The following is a 14,962-nucleotide window of genomic DNA, read 5'->3' as shown; positions in this document are numbered from 1 at the left end:
TCATAGGTAAGGGGGCATCAGGTTAATCCTGATGCCCCCTTACCTGTCTGTCACGTCGTTGCTACTGCGGTGCGGGGCGGTGAGATGCACTTACCGTGCGCCGTGGAGTAGTGCGCGAACGTCATCCCACATTCAGTGACTCATCATCGGCAGCAACTGATTGGTTCCATTCTCGCTTGGAATCACGCCATTGTTCATCGTTGACACCGGCACGCCAATACCCTGACACGCTCATGGAACGCGGCGACATTCCCATCGCACGCAACGAACGTCTGATATCACGAACGGACATCGCCTCTCCATGAAGAAAAACATGGGTGTCCACGGCGATTTCCCCGGCTGCACCGACCGCCTGCACCAATGCTTCCCCAGCACGGGCACCGTTGCGGTATACCCAGGTCACGGCATCTGAATGACTCAGCGGCACTTCGTGGCCTGGCGCTTCAATTTCGATGAAAGCACGAATACTCGCCCCCACCGGCATCGCTTCAAGAGCAACCGCAATGGCCGGCAAGGCTGACTCATCACCAATGAGCAGATGATGAGCGGCCTCCTGGTGGGGAATGTAACCTCCACCAATACCACCGAAATCAAGAGTGTCCCCAACCCTTGCGTCGCGAGCCCAACGCCCAGCAACTCCCTCGTCACCGTGGACGACAAAATCGATATCTACGTGTCCGCGCACAACATCTGCGTGACGCACAGTATATGAGCGCATGACGTGCGAACCGTCAGCGGCGGGAAAGAAAGCTTTGATGTAGGTGTCTGTCGCGGAGGGAAAATCAAACCCTACCCAGTTTGGGCACTGAAACTGAAGGCGCACGAGCACAGGGGAAATCTGCTCACGGGAAACAACTGTTGCTGTAAAGCTTTCCCGCATCCGCACGGGAGGCATCGAAAAATCATACTGGGCAGACATACATTCCTTTCAGCAAAACGTTAGGCTCACCTTACCCCAACGGGGTTAGGTGAGCCTAACAGAATGCTGTGAGATGAGCCTAGTTATGCGGGCTAGTGCGAAAAATCAGTACCCTGAGGCCTGTTCATCACCGCTCTCCGATGCGGGGTTAGCGATGCCAGCCAACACGGTAGCTGTCCCTGACAACCCAAGACGCGTAGCGCCAGCTTCGATGAGAGCCCGAGCTGCAGCACCAGTTCGGATACCACCAGAGGCTTTCACACCCAACCGCGGGCCAACCGTGCGAGACATCAAGGCAACCGCCTCGACACTCGCACCACCCGCAGGGTGGAATCCAGTAGAGGTCTTCACGTAGTCCGCTCCAGCGCGCTCTGATGCTTCACACGCCGCAACAATCTCATCGCTGGTCAACGCAGCCGATTCAATGATCACCTTCAGCAGAACAGTGGCTGGAGCGGCGTCACGAACAGCACGAATGTCGTCCTCAACAAGCTGCCAGTCACCCGCTTTGACTGCACCCAAGTTGATGACCATGTCAATCTCGTCAGCACCATCACGGACAGCAGACGCAGTCTCAGCTGCTTTTGCATCAGCTTTGTGCGCACCAGAAGGGAAGCCCACAACTGTGGCAATTTTCAGGTCGGCGCCTGCAGGTACCGCAACAGGCAACAGGGATGGTGACACACACACCGAGAACACACCCAGCTTCACAGCCTCAGTGACCAAGGCTGCAATATCTGCTGGCGTTGACTCTGGCTTGAGGAGGGTGTGATCTACGAGCCCAGCAACGTGCTCAGCAGTAATGTCATGATTCATTTTCTTGCTCACTTCCATCGTGGATTTCTTCAAAAGCTGTGATGATGCGTTCACCCAGCGCAAGCCGCGCATCGTGGTGCGTAAATGTGGACCATGCGGCTACCAGCGTAGCGTTGAGAAGGTCGTGTATATCCCACCCTGCCTCGCTGACGAGAAGGCGCATCTCATGGGACATCGATGTTCCAGACATGAGGCGGTTGTCAGTGTTAATGGTGACCGCAAAATCAAGATCACGCAGACGTGTGATGGGGTGGCTTGCAATGCTCTGTGCGGCACCGGTTTGCAGGTTTGAGCATGGGCACATCTCCAACGCGATTTGGTTGTCCCGCACCCAGTTCGCTAGGCGACCAAGAACTGGCGTATCAGTGTCCAACCCTGTGATGTCATCGATAATGCGTACTCCGTGCCCAACCCGCTGCGCCTGCCCCAGGTGCACAGCCTGCGCAATGGACTCCGCGCCAGCGGCCTCGCCCGCGTGGATTGTGACAGGGAAGTTTTCGTCATTGAGGCGGCGCCACACCTGGGGGAAACGGTCAGGCATGAATCCTGCTTCTGCACCGGCAATATCGAAACCGTAAACTCCTTTGTCCCGGTGGCGCAGCGCTAGGTCAGCGATTTCGTCCCACCGGTCAGCGTGACGCATAGCCGTGACAAGTTGCCCCACCTCAATGCTGTGCCCCTCACGTGCCGCAAGGTCCACACCTTCGGCGAAGCCTCGCTGCACTGCCTCTACAGCCTCATCCAAGGTTAATCCGCCACGTAAGTGCTGTTCAGGAGCCCACCGTGATTCAGCGTAGATCACTCCGTCAGCGGCTAGATCCATAACGGCTTCACGGGCAACGCGAGTAAGCGCAGGCGCTGTTTGCATCACTGCAATGGTGTGGTCAAAGGTTTCTAAGTAGCGTTCAAGCGAGCCTGAGTCTGCTGATTCGACGAACCAAGCTTTCAGTGCCGCTGGGTCTGTTGCTGGCAGAGTGTGCCCCACTTGCGCGGCAAGGTCGATGATTGTTTCAGGGCGCAACCCGCCATCAAGGTGGTCGTGGAGAACAACTTTGGGCAGCGTGGGAATAGTGTCAAGGAGTGTCATGGTGCAACCTTCTGTGAGAGGAGTGTTATGACGTACGGTCAGAGCTTGGACGTGGGAAAACAGCCCACATAATGTGCTGCCATCCTCCCAAAGCGTTGGAAGGTATCTGCCGGTTCATGACATCAGAAACAGAAACCTGGGTGTTGATTGCGGTTGCCGGATCGAAAACTAGCAGGTGGTCCGTGCCACGCAACGACGGTGGTTGGTGGAGAACAACAACATGGCGCGGCACTGAAGCAGTCACCCCTCGCCGCGTATCTGCCCCTGCATACAACATCACGGGGAAACCTCGACGCACGCATTCCACACTGTGCCCCATGACGCGTTGATACTGAGGCAGCGATGTCGCAACCACCATGCGGTCTTGATAGTCATGCCCGAGGAAATGCGCAACCCGCGCAGCACCCCAGGGTGGTGTCCCCCACCGGCGCGGCCAGCGCAGCAACCCCATCATTGCTCGATGCGATGTGCGGCTCTTCATAGCTTGTTGAGCCGCTGCAAAAAGGGTCTCCATTGCGTTTAAGTCAGCGTGCGGCGCGGACTGGGCAGCGCCTTGTGGATCGTTCTGCGCGAGTTCTCTCAACGTCTCACGGGTATCAGCGTGAGCGTCGGTAAGCGCAATCATCGTCAGTGCGGCCGACCCACAGGTTGTTGAATCCATTTGCACGGCAGGGCACTCGCTACCGTCCTCCGCGCTGAGGTCAACGGGGCCTGGGTGTTGACCAAGCGCCCATTTCGCAGTCATGTTTTCTTGAGTTGCTGACACCTTGTGCGAGTTGGAAGCAGCGTTATTTCCAGGGGTCGCACTGGTATTTTCACCATGCGGCGCAGGTGGCATTTTGCGTCGCCCACACCATAATCCGTAAAGGAAAGTAGTGAGCTGATACCCCTGATGCGCCACAGTGCTCCTTGACAGTATGTGCCTTACGTATCCCACAATACCGAGTCATCGAGGAATTGCGAGCGAGGTGCCGCTGATGGCGAACATTCCACAGCGGCACCTCACGTTACCCTGCCAGGTGACCAACGGGGTGATCACTTGAGCAAACTCGATGCAGCGATCACACGATTCGGTCGATCACCAAATCTGGCAACCCGGTAACCACGTCATCGCTGATGTCAAAGCCCTCTTGAGCGATAGCGATGGCACGCTCAAAACGCTCTGGGGTATCTGTGTGAAGCGTCATGAGCGGTTGGCCTTCGGTGATCTTGTCACCAGGCTTTGCATGCAGTTCGATGCCCGCCCCTGCTTGCACTTGGTCTTCCTTGCGCGCACGCCCAGCACCCAAGCGCCACGACGACACACCAACAGCCATCGCGTCCAATGAGGAGAGGTAACCACTACGTGGAGCAGTGATGACGTGCTGTTCTTTCGCCACGGGAAGCGGTGCATCATTGTCGCCACCTTGTGCAGCGATCATGGCACGCCACTTGTCCATGGCTCGACCATCAGAAAGGGCCGCACGGATGTCATCAATGTCAGTCGCTCGGCCAGCACCAACGAGCATTTCGTGAGCTAGCGCAACTGTTAAGTCAACAACGTCCTGTGGACCGCCACCTTGAAGAACCTCAATCGACTCACGAACCTCAAGTGCGTTCCCGACAGTCAGCCCCAGCGGGGTCGACATGTCAGTCAATAAAGCAACGGTGTTTACGCCAGCATCCTTGCCGAGGTCCACCATAGTTTGCGCTAATTGACGGGCGTTCTCTTCATTTTTCATGAACGCACCTGAGCCGACCTTGACGTCCAGCACCAGTGCTGACGTGCCTTCAGCGATCTTCTTGCTCATGATTGATGAAGCAATAAGCGGAATTGCCTCTACTGTGCCCGTGACATCACGCAGTGCGTAGAGTTTGCGGTCTGCTGGAGCTAAGCCTGAGCCTGCCTGGCAGATCACTGCTGCAACGTTTTCTAGTTGGTCCATGATCTCTTCGTTGCTGAGCGCTGCGCGCCACCCTGCAATGGCTTCAAGCTTGTCGAGCGTTCCGCCCGTGTGGCCCAAGCCCCGTCCAGACAACTGTGGGACTGCTACATCGAAAACAGCAACAAGTGGTGCCAGAGGAAGCGTGATTTTGTCACCGACTCCTCCTGTTGAGTGCTTGTCCGCTGTTGGGCGTGACAGTGCATCAAAGTTCATACGCTCACCTGAGGCAATCATTGCCGCAGTCCAGTGAGAGATTTCAGTGCGGTTCATCCCGTTCAGGAGGATCGCCATGTTGAGCGCGGCCATTTGATAGTCGGCTACATAGTCGTGGGTATAGGCGTTGATGACCCAGTCAATTTCTGCTTGGGTGAGTTCGCGCCCGTCGCGCTTTGCGCGGATGATGTCAACGGCATCAAATTGCTGTGCAGTCATGCTTTTCTGCTTTCTTCGTAGTCAGTGAGGTCACTGGGACCGAACGCATCAGGCAATACCTCAGACATCGTTTTGTAGCCCGACACTGTGGACAGCACTAGATCAGCTCCTCCGTGTTCCCACAGAAGCTGACGGCACCGTCCGCAGGGCATGATGACATCGCCTTCACCATTGACACAGACGAATGCCTGGAGGCGCCCACCACCTGAGGCAACAAGCTCTGAGATCAGTCCACACTCAGCACACAGGGTGACCCCGTAGCCAGCGTTTTCCACATTGCAACCGCGTACGAGCCGGCCATCTGTGGTGATAGCTGCTGCTCCCACCGGATATTTCGAGTAGGGGACGTATGACCTCAAGGTCATGTCGCGTGCGGCTTGAATGAGGTCGTCCCAGTTGATGGAAGCCGCGAGTTCTTGTGCTCGTGTCATGCTGCGTCTCCTTGTTGCGCGTGAGGCCGCCGATGCTGTGATGAGGTGCTAACACCGTGTACCTGCGTCGTTTCCCAGCCTATACCTAAAACGCTTAACGTGTTGGGGTGAAAAGAAACCGTGGGGGTGTTGTTGACACACCCCCACGGCGTGTTCTTACTTCACGTACGGGATTCCTTCTGCTGCTGGCGCACGGACTTTACCGACAAGTCCGGCAACAGCGAAGATCGTTGCGAGGTATGGCAACATTGCCAAGAACTGGGTGGGCACCGGTGTGCCTGTAATGGATAGTGTTCCACGCAGCGCGTCCGCAATTCCAAAGAGAATAGCTGCGGCAAACGCACCGTTAGGGTTCCATCGGCCAAGGATCATCGCGGCAAGTGCAATATAGCCTTTACCCGCTGTCATCTCTTTACCGAAACCAACGCCAGCCATAACGGTGAATGCAACACCACCAAGCCCTGCAACCGCACCACCGATGATGGTGTTGATCCATCGGGTTCTGTTGACCTTGATACCTACGGTGTCAGCTGCCTTTGGGTGCTCACCTACTGAGCGCAGACGTAGGCCCCATCGGCTCCGGAAGATCAAGAACTGCAGTGCAATGACAGCAACAAACATCAAGTAGACCAAGATGTTTTGGTTGAAGAGAATTCCACCAATGAACGGGATATCCGAGAGTAGGGGAATTGGCAGTTCTCCCAATCGCTCAGGCTGGTTGAGGAGAGACTTATTTTCCTTCAACACCGTTGAGAACAGGTAGCTTGTTACACCGATGACCAACACGTTGAGAACAACACCAACAACGATTTGGTCAACCCTGTACTTGATAGAGAAGAATGCAAGGAGAACACCAACAAGCGCACCGGCGAATGGAGCAACAAAGAGCGCCGCGTAGGCATTGCCCACAACAGTGGCTGCAACAGCACCAACAAAGGCTCCAGCGAGTAGTTGCCCTTCGATGGCGATATTGATGATGCCGACTCGTTCACAGATCAAACCAGCCATAGCGCCAAAAGCCAGTGGGACTGCCAGAATAAGACCTTGAGCCAGCAACTGAGCCAGTGGCATCGTGGTGTCTTTGCCTGCCGCTGCCCAGATGAGGAACGACATGAAAGTCAGCACACCAACGATGGTTGGCATCCATGCCCCCACCTTGATGCGCTTTAATGCCGCATACGATGCATATGCCGCCAGCACGAGAATCGCTAAGCTCAGTACGATAACGGTTGCCCGCGCAGGCACCATAAGAGCGTCGATTTTGATGCTGTCTCTGGACTGAGACAGAACAATTTGCGCAATGCTTCCGGCAGGCGAACCAAAGCCTAAAGCAATCAAGCTCAAGAGCCCGATGACTCCGTAGGCGATGGGCCCTTTCCATGACACTGGAGTGACAACCGTGCCCTCAAAGTGCTGCGAGGACGGTGAGAGAGTGGCGGCGCTCATGCTGCGCCCTCCTTACGTGGAGCAGGGAGACGGAAGATTGCTCGTACCAGCGGTGGAGCAGCGATCAACAACACCACGAGAGCCTGGACTACCTGAACAATGTCCACCGGCGTGTTGCTGGCAGTTTGCATCAAGGGAGATCCTGCACGCAGGGCGCCGAATAACAGTGCAGCTCCAATAATTCCAACGGGACGTGAACGCCCCAGGAGAGCTACGGTGATTGCATCGAAGCCGATACTTCCTGCTACACCCTCTTGCAGGACACCTTCAGTACCAAGAGTTTGAGAGACACCACCAAGGCCTGCAAGACCACCAGCGACGAGCATGACGTAGAGGTAGATTCTGTTCACGCTGATACCAGCGGTCCGGGCCGCATCAGAGTTCAACCCGACTGCTCGGAACTTAAATCCAAGAGTCGATCGCTCCATCAACCACCACACGAAGTACGCGGCGATGAGAGCAAGAAGGAAACCAGCATGGAGGCGGAAGTTCTCCCCCATGATTTGCGGGAACATCGCAGTGTCAAGTACACGCTGCGAAACGGGGTTATTGCTGCCTTCACGTTTGAACGCGTCAGTAGTAAGCAGGTATGACATCAAGAACCCAGAAATCGAGTTCAACATAATCGTGACAATAACTTCGTTTGCCCCGAAGCGCGCCTTCAGGTAACCAGCGATTCCTGCCCACAGCGCACCACCAAGAACACCACCAAGAACAGCGACGATGAGGTGGATACCAACCGGGAGGTCAAAGGCGAACCCAATGAAGGCTGACACTGTTGCACCAAGGACTACCTGACCCTGAGCACCAATGTTGAACAGACCACTGCGGAAACCAATCCCAAGACCAAGTCCAGCGAAGATGAGTGGAGTGGCTGCAGTCAGCGTTTCCGTAATGGGTTTGAACTGTCGCACAACACTCTGTGCTTCTGGGTCATAGATTGCACCACGGAAAAGCGACCAGTAGGCACCTGAAACCGCATCCCATACTGCAGTGAAGAAGTCGCTGGGGCGAGCAAAGATGTAACCAGCTGTGCGTTGCACCTCAGCGTTTGCAGCTGCTACGAGTACAGCGGCCATCAGTAGCGCTGCGATGATCGCAAAAACGATGACACTCGCATTGCTAGAGACAATGTCACGCAGTGCAGTATTCCACCGTCTGTCCTCTGAAGTTTCAGACTCTGGAGCTGGCTGTGGTGACTTTTGAGTTTCGACGCTCACAGCGCTCCTCCTCGGGAAATGTCTGTTTCATCGCTAACAGCTGACAGTGTTGTCTCGTGTTGGGCTGCTTTGGTAAGCGCGGCATCGTAGTCGACACCTGCCATCATGAGACCGAGTACATCGCGAGACGTATCTTTAGGAACGATCCCGATAATGTGCCCTTCGTACATCACCGCGATGCGGTCTGCGAGGCCCAGTACTTCGTCTAGTTCGGTGGAGACGATAATGACTGCTGTGCCTGAGTCGCGTTCCGCGATCACACGCTTGTGCACAAACTCAATGGATCCCACATCGAGGCCACGGGTGGGCTGAGCCGCGATAAACAGTTGCAACGGGCGTGACAGTTCACGCGCCAACACAACTTTTTGCTGGTTACCACCCGACAGTTGCGATGCGAGGTTTTTCGATGTCTGTGTTCGAACATCGAACTCTTCGATGTGCTTTGCAGCGTTCTCTTCGATAACTTTTGCGTTGAGGCTCATGCCCCTCGCATAGGGAGCCTTGTCATGAAGGTCGAGAATCATGTTCTCTTCGATAGTGAAACCAGCAATGAGGCCGTCTTTATTACGGTCTTCAGGAACAAAACCTAGGCCGACGTCAAGAACCTCGCGGATGGATTTACCGAGGAGCTCTTCTCCGTTGAGTTGAGCACTCCCGTGAGCTTTAGGGTGCATACCGAGAAGCGTCTCGGTCAGTTCCGTTTGTCCATTTCCTTGGACTCCGGCAATGGCCAAAATCTCACCACTGCGCACATCAAACGAGACATCCCGCAGGAGAGGCACCCCTTGTGAGGTAATGAGTGAAAGGTCTTTCACCGTGAGGCGCACATCGCCTGGCTGAGCATCTTCTTTGGCCACAGTGAGTGACACAGAACGGCCAACCATCGCAGAAGCCAATTCCTTCTCCGACGCTGTTGGATCAGCACTTCCTACGATCTTACCGCGGCGGATGACGGAAATTTTGTCAGCGATCGCTTTCACTTCACGCAATTTGTGCGTGATGAAGACAATCGAAGTTCCCGAGTTCTTGAGTTGACGCATGATTTCAAGAAGCTCATCAGTTTCTTGAGGGGTCAACACTGCGGTGGGTTCGTCAAGAATAACGATCTTTGCATCATGCGACAGTGCCTTGATGATTTCAACGCGCTGTTGTGCGCCAACAGGAAGATCTTCGACACGCGTGTCAGGATCGATATTGAACCCAAAACGGTCAGAGATTTCCTTCACCCGACGCCGGGCTTCACCCAAACTGATGATCCCGCCCTTGGTTGGCTCAAAACCTAAGATGACGTTTTCAGCAACGGTAAAGACAGGTACCAACATAAAGTGTTGGTGGACCATACCGATGCCAGCTGCCATTGCTTCACCTGGTCCAGCGAATTTCACCGGTTTGTCATCCAGGAGGATTTCCCCGCCATCTGGATCGTAAAGACCATAGATGACGTTCATTAGTGTGCTCTTCCCGGCACCGTTCTCCCCAAGGAGCGCATGGACTTGTCCTGGTTCAATAACAAGGTCAATGCTGTCGTTGGCCGTAAATGTGCCAAAGACTTTGGTGATGCCGCGTAGTTCCAGCTTCATGCTCTACGCCTTCCGCGTTGCGCTACATGCGCGAATGCAACGTGTGGACAAGCCGCTTCGTTGCTGCTTGTCTGTGGGTTAGGGTCGTGTGGCCCCAGGAGAGGGATCTCTCTGGGGCCACACGTCAGGGTGAAGTTAGATCACTCAACCGTGGTTGCGGAAGGTGATTCGACAACCAGGCTGCCGTCAATGATTGCTGCCTTGAGTTCTTCAACCTTGGTCTTTACCTCAGCAGGAACCTCTGAATCAAGGTTGTGGAAGTCAGCAAGGCCAACGCCACCGTTTTCGAGTGTTCCAACGTAAGGAGTGGCGTCGAAGGTACCACCAAGAGCTGCCTCGCTCGTGTCGAAGACTGCGGTGTCCATTGCCTTAAGTACTGAGGTTAGGAGGATGTCACGGTAGCTGTCGTACTTGTCAAAAGCATCAGTGTCGACACCAATAACGTAGACACCTTCGTGCTCAGAAGCAGCGGCCATTGCACCTTCGCCCACTGGGCCAGCAACTGGCATGATGACGTCTGCGCCCTGCGCAATGAACTGCTCGGAGAGTTCTTTACCCTTACCGATTTCGCTGAAGTTTTCGGTGAATGAGCCGCCTTCTGGCTTCTCTTTATCCCAACCGAGAACGCGAACGTCTGCGTCGTTCTCTTCGTTGAACTTAGCAACACCGTCGACAAAGCCATCCATGAAGATGGTGACTGATGGAATGTTCATACCACCGAAGGTTGCAACTGTGCCGGTCTCGCTCACACCAGCGGCAACGTAGCCAGCAAGGTACGCAGCTTCGTGAGTGTTGAACAACAGTGGCTTGACATTGTCACGAGCTGGGTCGACACCGGAGTCGATGATGGCGAAGTGCTGGTCTGGGTTTGCCTCAGCCGACTGACCAGTGACGTCTGCAAGGTTAAAACCTACGTTAAAGATGATGTCGCATGAGGACTGAATCATGGAGTCAACGTTCGAGATGTACTGTCCGGCGTCAGCCGATTCAGCTACACCTGTTTCGATGCCGAGGTCTTCTGAGGCACGGAGCAAACCGGAGAATGACGTCTCGTTGAAGGAGTTGTCATCAAACCCTCCCTCGTCGGAAACCATGCAACCCTTGAAGTCAACGGCTTCTGCTGTGTCACCTGAAGTGGAGGATGTCTCGGTGTTGGTTGGGGATTCCTGGGGGGCATCGCCACATGCCGCCAGAGCGAGTGCTGCCGCTGCGGAAATCGCAGCGATCTGAGCGAACTTCTTCACGTAAGTTCTCCTGTGTGTGTTGGGGTAGGGAACTCAGCGGATGCACCGCCAGTGGCGGGGGTCGCAACTCGTTGAGCAGAGCAGCTTCCGGTGAACCGGCATGCTGCCTTCCTTGATTCGGGCCTCAGTGACCCGCCTTACAGATAACTGTAGACGTTAAGCCGTTAACGTTCAGTTTCTATTGGGTAACGAATCACATTCGTTACCAACTTGAGAGCGTCCGCTCCGTCAGTGGACTGAGAGCGCTCGGATCGTGAGATTCCTTGTGTTCAGTGGGTTTCGTACCTATCACACGCGGTCGAGGCGGGCATCTTCTCCCGTTGCAACACGTGCAAGAATCCTCATACCGACTTTAAGCGAGTTCTCATCGATTCGCAGATCTCCCCGGTGGATATCATACGTTTTCCCACCCGGAGTCCTTGTTCCAAGTCTAATCAGTGCTCCCGGAACTTTAGTGAGGTACCAGGCAAAATCCTCCCCACCAAGTGACTGTTCTGTCAGCGTCACGCTATGACCGCCGAGAGCATCACGTGCAGCCGCTTCGATGTCGAGCGTGCATGATTCAGCGTTGTCCACAGGGGGAACTCCGCGCTGGTGATGGAGTGCCACCTCGACCCCATAAGCTGCCGCCACGTGGGCAACGGTCTCCTTAAGTACGTGAGCTGCCTGTTCCCATGCGCTAACTTCTAGGCATCGCAGTGTTCCCATGATCATTCCCGATGCTGGGATTGCATTGGGCGCCGCACCTGCCTGCACACTGCCCCACGTCATATTGACGCCCGAGCGCGGGTCCAAGCGGCGCCCCAGCACAGCTGGAACTTCTGTGATGATCTCACCGATGGCATAGACAACATCGCCAGTAAGGTGTGGACGAGAAGTGTGCCCACCGTGAGAAGTTACCGTCACCGTGATTGTGTCGCAGGCAGAAGTGATCGGACCAATCCGAGAACCAATCAATCCGCAATCAAGTTTGGGTTCTGTATGAACCGCAAAAATCTCCCCCACATCATCCAAGACATCCTGCGCCAAAAGGTCCAAAGCGCCACCCGGCTGCACTTCCTCAGCTGGTTGGAAAACTAACCGCACTCCTTGAGTCAGGCGCCCCTCTTGAGCAAGCCGCGCCAAAATGAGCCCCGCACCCAGCACAACTGAGGTGTGAACGTCGTGTCCACACGAGTGACTCACCCCGTCATTGACTGACGCAAACGGCAAGCCAGACGTTTCTTGGAGCGGAAGAGCATCGATGTCAGCACGCAGGGCAATAAGCGATTCGCCCCCTTCTTCAGCACTTGGACCGATGTCACACATGAGTCCAGTCCCCTTGAAAAGGACAGGAGTGAGTCCAGCTTGACGCAGGCGCTCAGCAACAGCCTGCGTTGTCCGGTGCTCTTGCCGGGCCGTCTCAGGGTGGGCGTGGATATCGCGACGAAACGAGAGAATCTCGTCCTCGAACGCTGTCGCAAGGTCATCTATCGCAGAGGCCAGTGGAAATGTCACATAACGAGCCTACTCCTTTAGACCCCTCTCCCCACTGGCGTCCCACACGTTGAGTCTCAACGACTACGCGCCTCCCCTCATGCGCGTCACACGCTAGAGATAGTTTTCCAAGCCCCGATCCCGCAGTTCAGTGACCATATCCTTGACCTGTTGCGCTCGCGCACGAGTTGTCACCAGGAGCGCATCTGGAGTGTCCACCACAACCACGTCATCAAGTCCTAGGATCGTGACCAGGCGACCCGAGTTGGGCACCACCACTGAACCTGCGCTTTGCACTCGGACAACGTCTTGATGGTCTCCAACCACCTTGGAACCCGCATTGTCATCAGAGGGAAGTAACGCAGCAAGTGAGTTGAAGTCGCCCACGTCATCCCAGCCAAAATTCCCAGGAACCACAGCCACTCCCCCCGTTTGAGCAACTGGCTCAGCGACTGCATGGTCAATGGCGATTTTCTCCAAACGCGGCCACACCTCAGCCAATACGGACTCGCGGCGATCGGTATCCCAGGCTGCGGCAATGGTCATCAACCCGGCGTGCAGGTCAGGTCGCTGGTCACGTAGGTGGCCCAAGAGCACGGACACTTTGGAGATAAACATTCCTGCATTCCACCGGTATTCGCCCGTGGATAGATAATTCCGGGCAGTTGAAGCGTCCGGCTTTTCTGTGAAGCTCTCGACACTACGCACGCTAGTACACCCCGGTAAATCGAGGAGCTCGCCTGAGTGAATGTACCCAAAGGCTGTCGACGGCCGCGTTGCCGAAATTCCGATGGTGACGACATACCCCTGACGGGCTGCTGTAACCGCTTCACGGATAGCAGCATCGAATCCTTCGAGATCCGTGATGACATGATCTGCTGCAAAGGACCCTAAAAGCACGTCTCCGTGGCGTTGCTGCAGCACAGCGGCCGCCAATCCGATGGCCGCCATTGAGTCACGCGGGGAGGGTTCAGTCAATATCGCCGTGTCTGCCAGGCTCGGGAGTTGCTCCTGAATGGGTTTCTCGTGCGCACCCCCGGTGACGACCATGACGTTTTGTGGTCCACTGAGACGCGAAACGCGATCGTAGGTTGCTTGGAGGAGCGAGCGTCCAGCACCGGTGAGATCGAGAAGGAACTTGGGGCGCACCTCGCGGGACATCGGCCATAAGCGGGTCCCCGAACCGCCGGCGGGTATCACAGCATGGAAGTCATCGATCGGGCTCACGGGGCGGGCAGATCGTCGTGTCTGTTCAGGCTGGTGCGGCGTCATGGAGTCAAGAGTACTCAATGGTTTGCCTACTCCCCGAGTCCACTGGTCCCGCGTCAACAGCGATAAGTTGCTCGACATCGAGACGGGACAGTCCACGGAAGTGACAGAATGCTGTGGGATAAGTCACAAACGGGGCCTTTTCTCTGCGATTCGCGGCACCCCTGTGCCTCAGCGCACAGAAAATTCACTAAAGTGGAAGCACACGCGGAGATGGACGATGTTGTCCTGAGAAACAGGACCACACCTGACCAGATCCGGCTCAAGATCTCGCTACCAGGAGGCGCCACAGTGCCCAGCGCACCTGCAGGAACGCTCTATCGCGGCCGTGAAGGAATGTGGTCGTGGGTTGCACACCGTGTAACCGGCGTGCTCATTTTCCTGTTCCTCTTTGTCCACGTCCTCGACACCGCCCTCGTCCGTGTCTCCCCAGAGGCATACAACGCCGTCATCGGCACCTACCAAACCCCCATTATGGGTCTGGGTGAAGCCGGGCTCGTCGTGGGAATCGTATTCCACGCATTCAACGGCCTGCGCATCATCCTTGTGGACTTCTGGTCCAAGGGACCCAAATACCAGCGCATCATGCTGTGGGTCGTTGTTGGCCTGGTGATTGTCACTATGGCTGGCTTCCTCCCCCGCCACCTCTCGCACATTTTCGGAGGTCACTGATGACTGCCAACATTGACAACCCACGCGCCCCCTACGTACGCAAGAAGATCACACGCTCTAACTTTGAGATGTGGGGCTGGCTTTTTATGCGCGGCTCCGGTGTCATCCTCGTTGTCCTCATTTTCGGTCACCTCTTCGTCAACCTGATGGTCGGTGAGGGTGTTAACCGTATTGACTTCGCCTTTGTTGGCGGCAAATGGGCATCACCATTCTGGCAAATGTGGGATCTGCTCATGCTCTGGCTCGCAATGATCCATGGCACCAATGGCGTACGCACAATTATCAATGACTACGCAGAAAAGCACGTCACCCGGGCCATTCTAAAAATCGGCTTGTACAGTGCATTCATTCTCACTGTCGTGCTTGGCACTCTGGTGATTTTCACCTTCGATCCATGCCCCGCCAACGCTCCAGCAGATCTACTTCCCTCATTCTGCTGACCCAG

The 14,962-nt window shown here is 55.5% G+C and carries 14 protein-coding genes; 2 read left to right on the top strand and 12 right to left on the bottom strand.

Annotation, left to right across the window (positions count from 1 at the left end):
• Positions 1-121 precede the first annotated feature (121 nt).
• From G538_RS0106185 to G538_RS0106130, 12 genes are all read right to left on the bottom strand, one after another.
• Entirely contained in the window at positions 122-919 is a 798-nt protein-coding gene (locus G538_RS0106185; protein WP_051196634.1) for a siderophore-interacting protein, read from the bottom strand.
• Between the two features lie 105 nt (positions 920-1,024).
• Positions 1,025-1,735 carry a deoxyribose-phosphate aldolase gene (deoC, locus tag G538_RS15400; protein ID WP_211218590.1) on the bottom strand — a complete coding sequence of 237 codons (711 nt, stop codon included), beginning with the start codon at positions 1,733-1,735 and terminating at the stop codon, positions 1,025-1,027.
• Positions 1,725-2,822, bottom strand: coding sequence for an adenosine deaminase (locus tag G538_RS15395; RefSeq protein ID WP_035833471.1), 1,098 nt, complete (start codon positions 2,820-2,822; stop codon positions 1,725-1,727). The genes deoC and G538_RS15395 overlap by 11 nt, the downstream gene beginning before the upstream one ends.
• A 25-nt stretch (positions 2,823-2,847) precedes the next feature.
• Positions 2,848-3,567, bottom strand: a complete 720-nt coding sequence (locus tag G538_RS0106170) for a cysteine peptidase family C39 domain-containing protein (protein ID WP_157544322.1) — start codon at positions 3,565-3,567, stop codon at positions 2,848-2,850.
• A gap of 316 nt (positions 3,568-3,883) precedes the next feature.
• Positions 3,884-5,179, bottom strand: coding sequence for a thymidine phosphorylase (locus tag G538_RS0106165; protein ID WP_029068635.1), 1,296 nt, complete (start codon positions 5,177-5,179; stop codon positions 3,884-3,886).
• Positions 5,176-5,610: a cytidine deaminase gene (locus G538_RS0106160; protein WP_029068634.1), complete on the bottom strand. Its 435-nt coding sequence runs from the start codon at positions 5,608-5,610 to the stop codon at positions 5,176-5,178. The genes G538_RS0106165 and G538_RS0106160 overlap by 4 nt, the downstream gene beginning before the upstream one ends.
• Positions 5,611-5,766: 156 nt before the next feature.
• Entirely contained in the window at positions 5,767-7,056 is a 1,290-nt protein-coding gene (locus G538_RS0106155) for an ABC transporter permease (RefSeq protein ID WP_029068633.1), read from the bottom strand.
• Positions 7,053-8,276 (bottom strand): ABC transporter permease, encoded by a 1,224-nt coding sequence (locus tag G538_RS0106150; RefSeq protein WP_029068632.1) that lies wholly within the window; start codon positions 8,274-8,276, stop codon positions 7,053-7,055. The genes G538_RS0106155 and G538_RS0106150 overlap by 4 nt, the downstream gene beginning before the upstream one ends.
• A complete protein-coding gene (locus G538_RS0106145; RefSeq protein ID WP_029068631.1) occupies positions 8,273-9,856 on the bottom strand; it encodes an ABC transporter ATP-binding protein in 1,584 nt (527 codons plus the stop codon). The genes G538_RS0106150 and G538_RS0106145 overlap by 4 nt, the downstream gene beginning before the upstream one ends.
• Positions 9,857-9,996: 140 nt before the next feature.
• Positions 9,997-11,100, bottom strand: coding sequence for a BMP family lipoprotein (locus G538_RS0106140; RefSeq protein ID WP_029068630.1), 1,104 nt, complete (start codon positions 11,098-11,100; stop codon positions 9,997-9,999).
• A gap of 288 nt (positions 11,101-11,388) precedes the next feature.
• The gene (locus G538_RS0106135) at positions 11,389-12,597 is read right to left on the bottom strand and encodes an amidohydrolase (RefSeq protein WP_029068629.1); all 1,209 of its coding nucleotides are present in this window, start codon (positions 12,595-12,597) and stop codon (positions 11,389-11,391) included.
• 93 nt (positions 12,598-12,690) lie between these two features.
• Positions 12,691-13,848, bottom strand: coding sequence for a mannose-1-phosphate guanylyltransferase (locus G538_RS0106130; RefSeq protein WP_035833468.1), 1,158 nt, complete (start codon positions 13,846-13,848; stop codon positions 12,691-12,693).
• A gap of 288 nt (positions 13,849-14,136) precedes the next feature.
• On the opposite strand from G538_RS0106130, the gene sdhC reads away from it, so the two are divergent.
• A complete protein-coding gene (gene sdhC, locus G538_RS0106125) occupies positions 14,137-14,517 on the top strand; it encodes a succinate dehydrogenase, cytochrome b556 subunit (RefSeq protein ID WP_029068627.1) in 381 nt (126 codons plus the stop codon).
• Positions 14,517-14,957 carry a succinate dehydrogenase hydrophobic membrane anchor subunit gene (locus tag G538_RS0106120; protein WP_029068626.1) on the top strand — a complete coding sequence of 147 codons (441 nt, stop codon included), beginning with the start codon at positions 14,517-14,519 and terminating at the stop codon, positions 14,955-14,957. The genes sdhC and G538_RS0106120 overlap by 1 nt, the downstream gene beginning before the upstream one ends.
• Positions 14,958-14,962 lie beyond the last annotated feature (5 nt).

The organism is Jonesia quinghaiensis DSM 15701 (genome assembly GCF_000423205.1).
Classification (GTDB): Bacteria; Actinomycetota; Actinomycetes; order Actinomycetales; family Cellulomonadaceae; genus Jonesia; species Jonesia quinghaiensis.
This window is presented reverse-complemented; position numbering and strand designations above follow the sequence as displayed.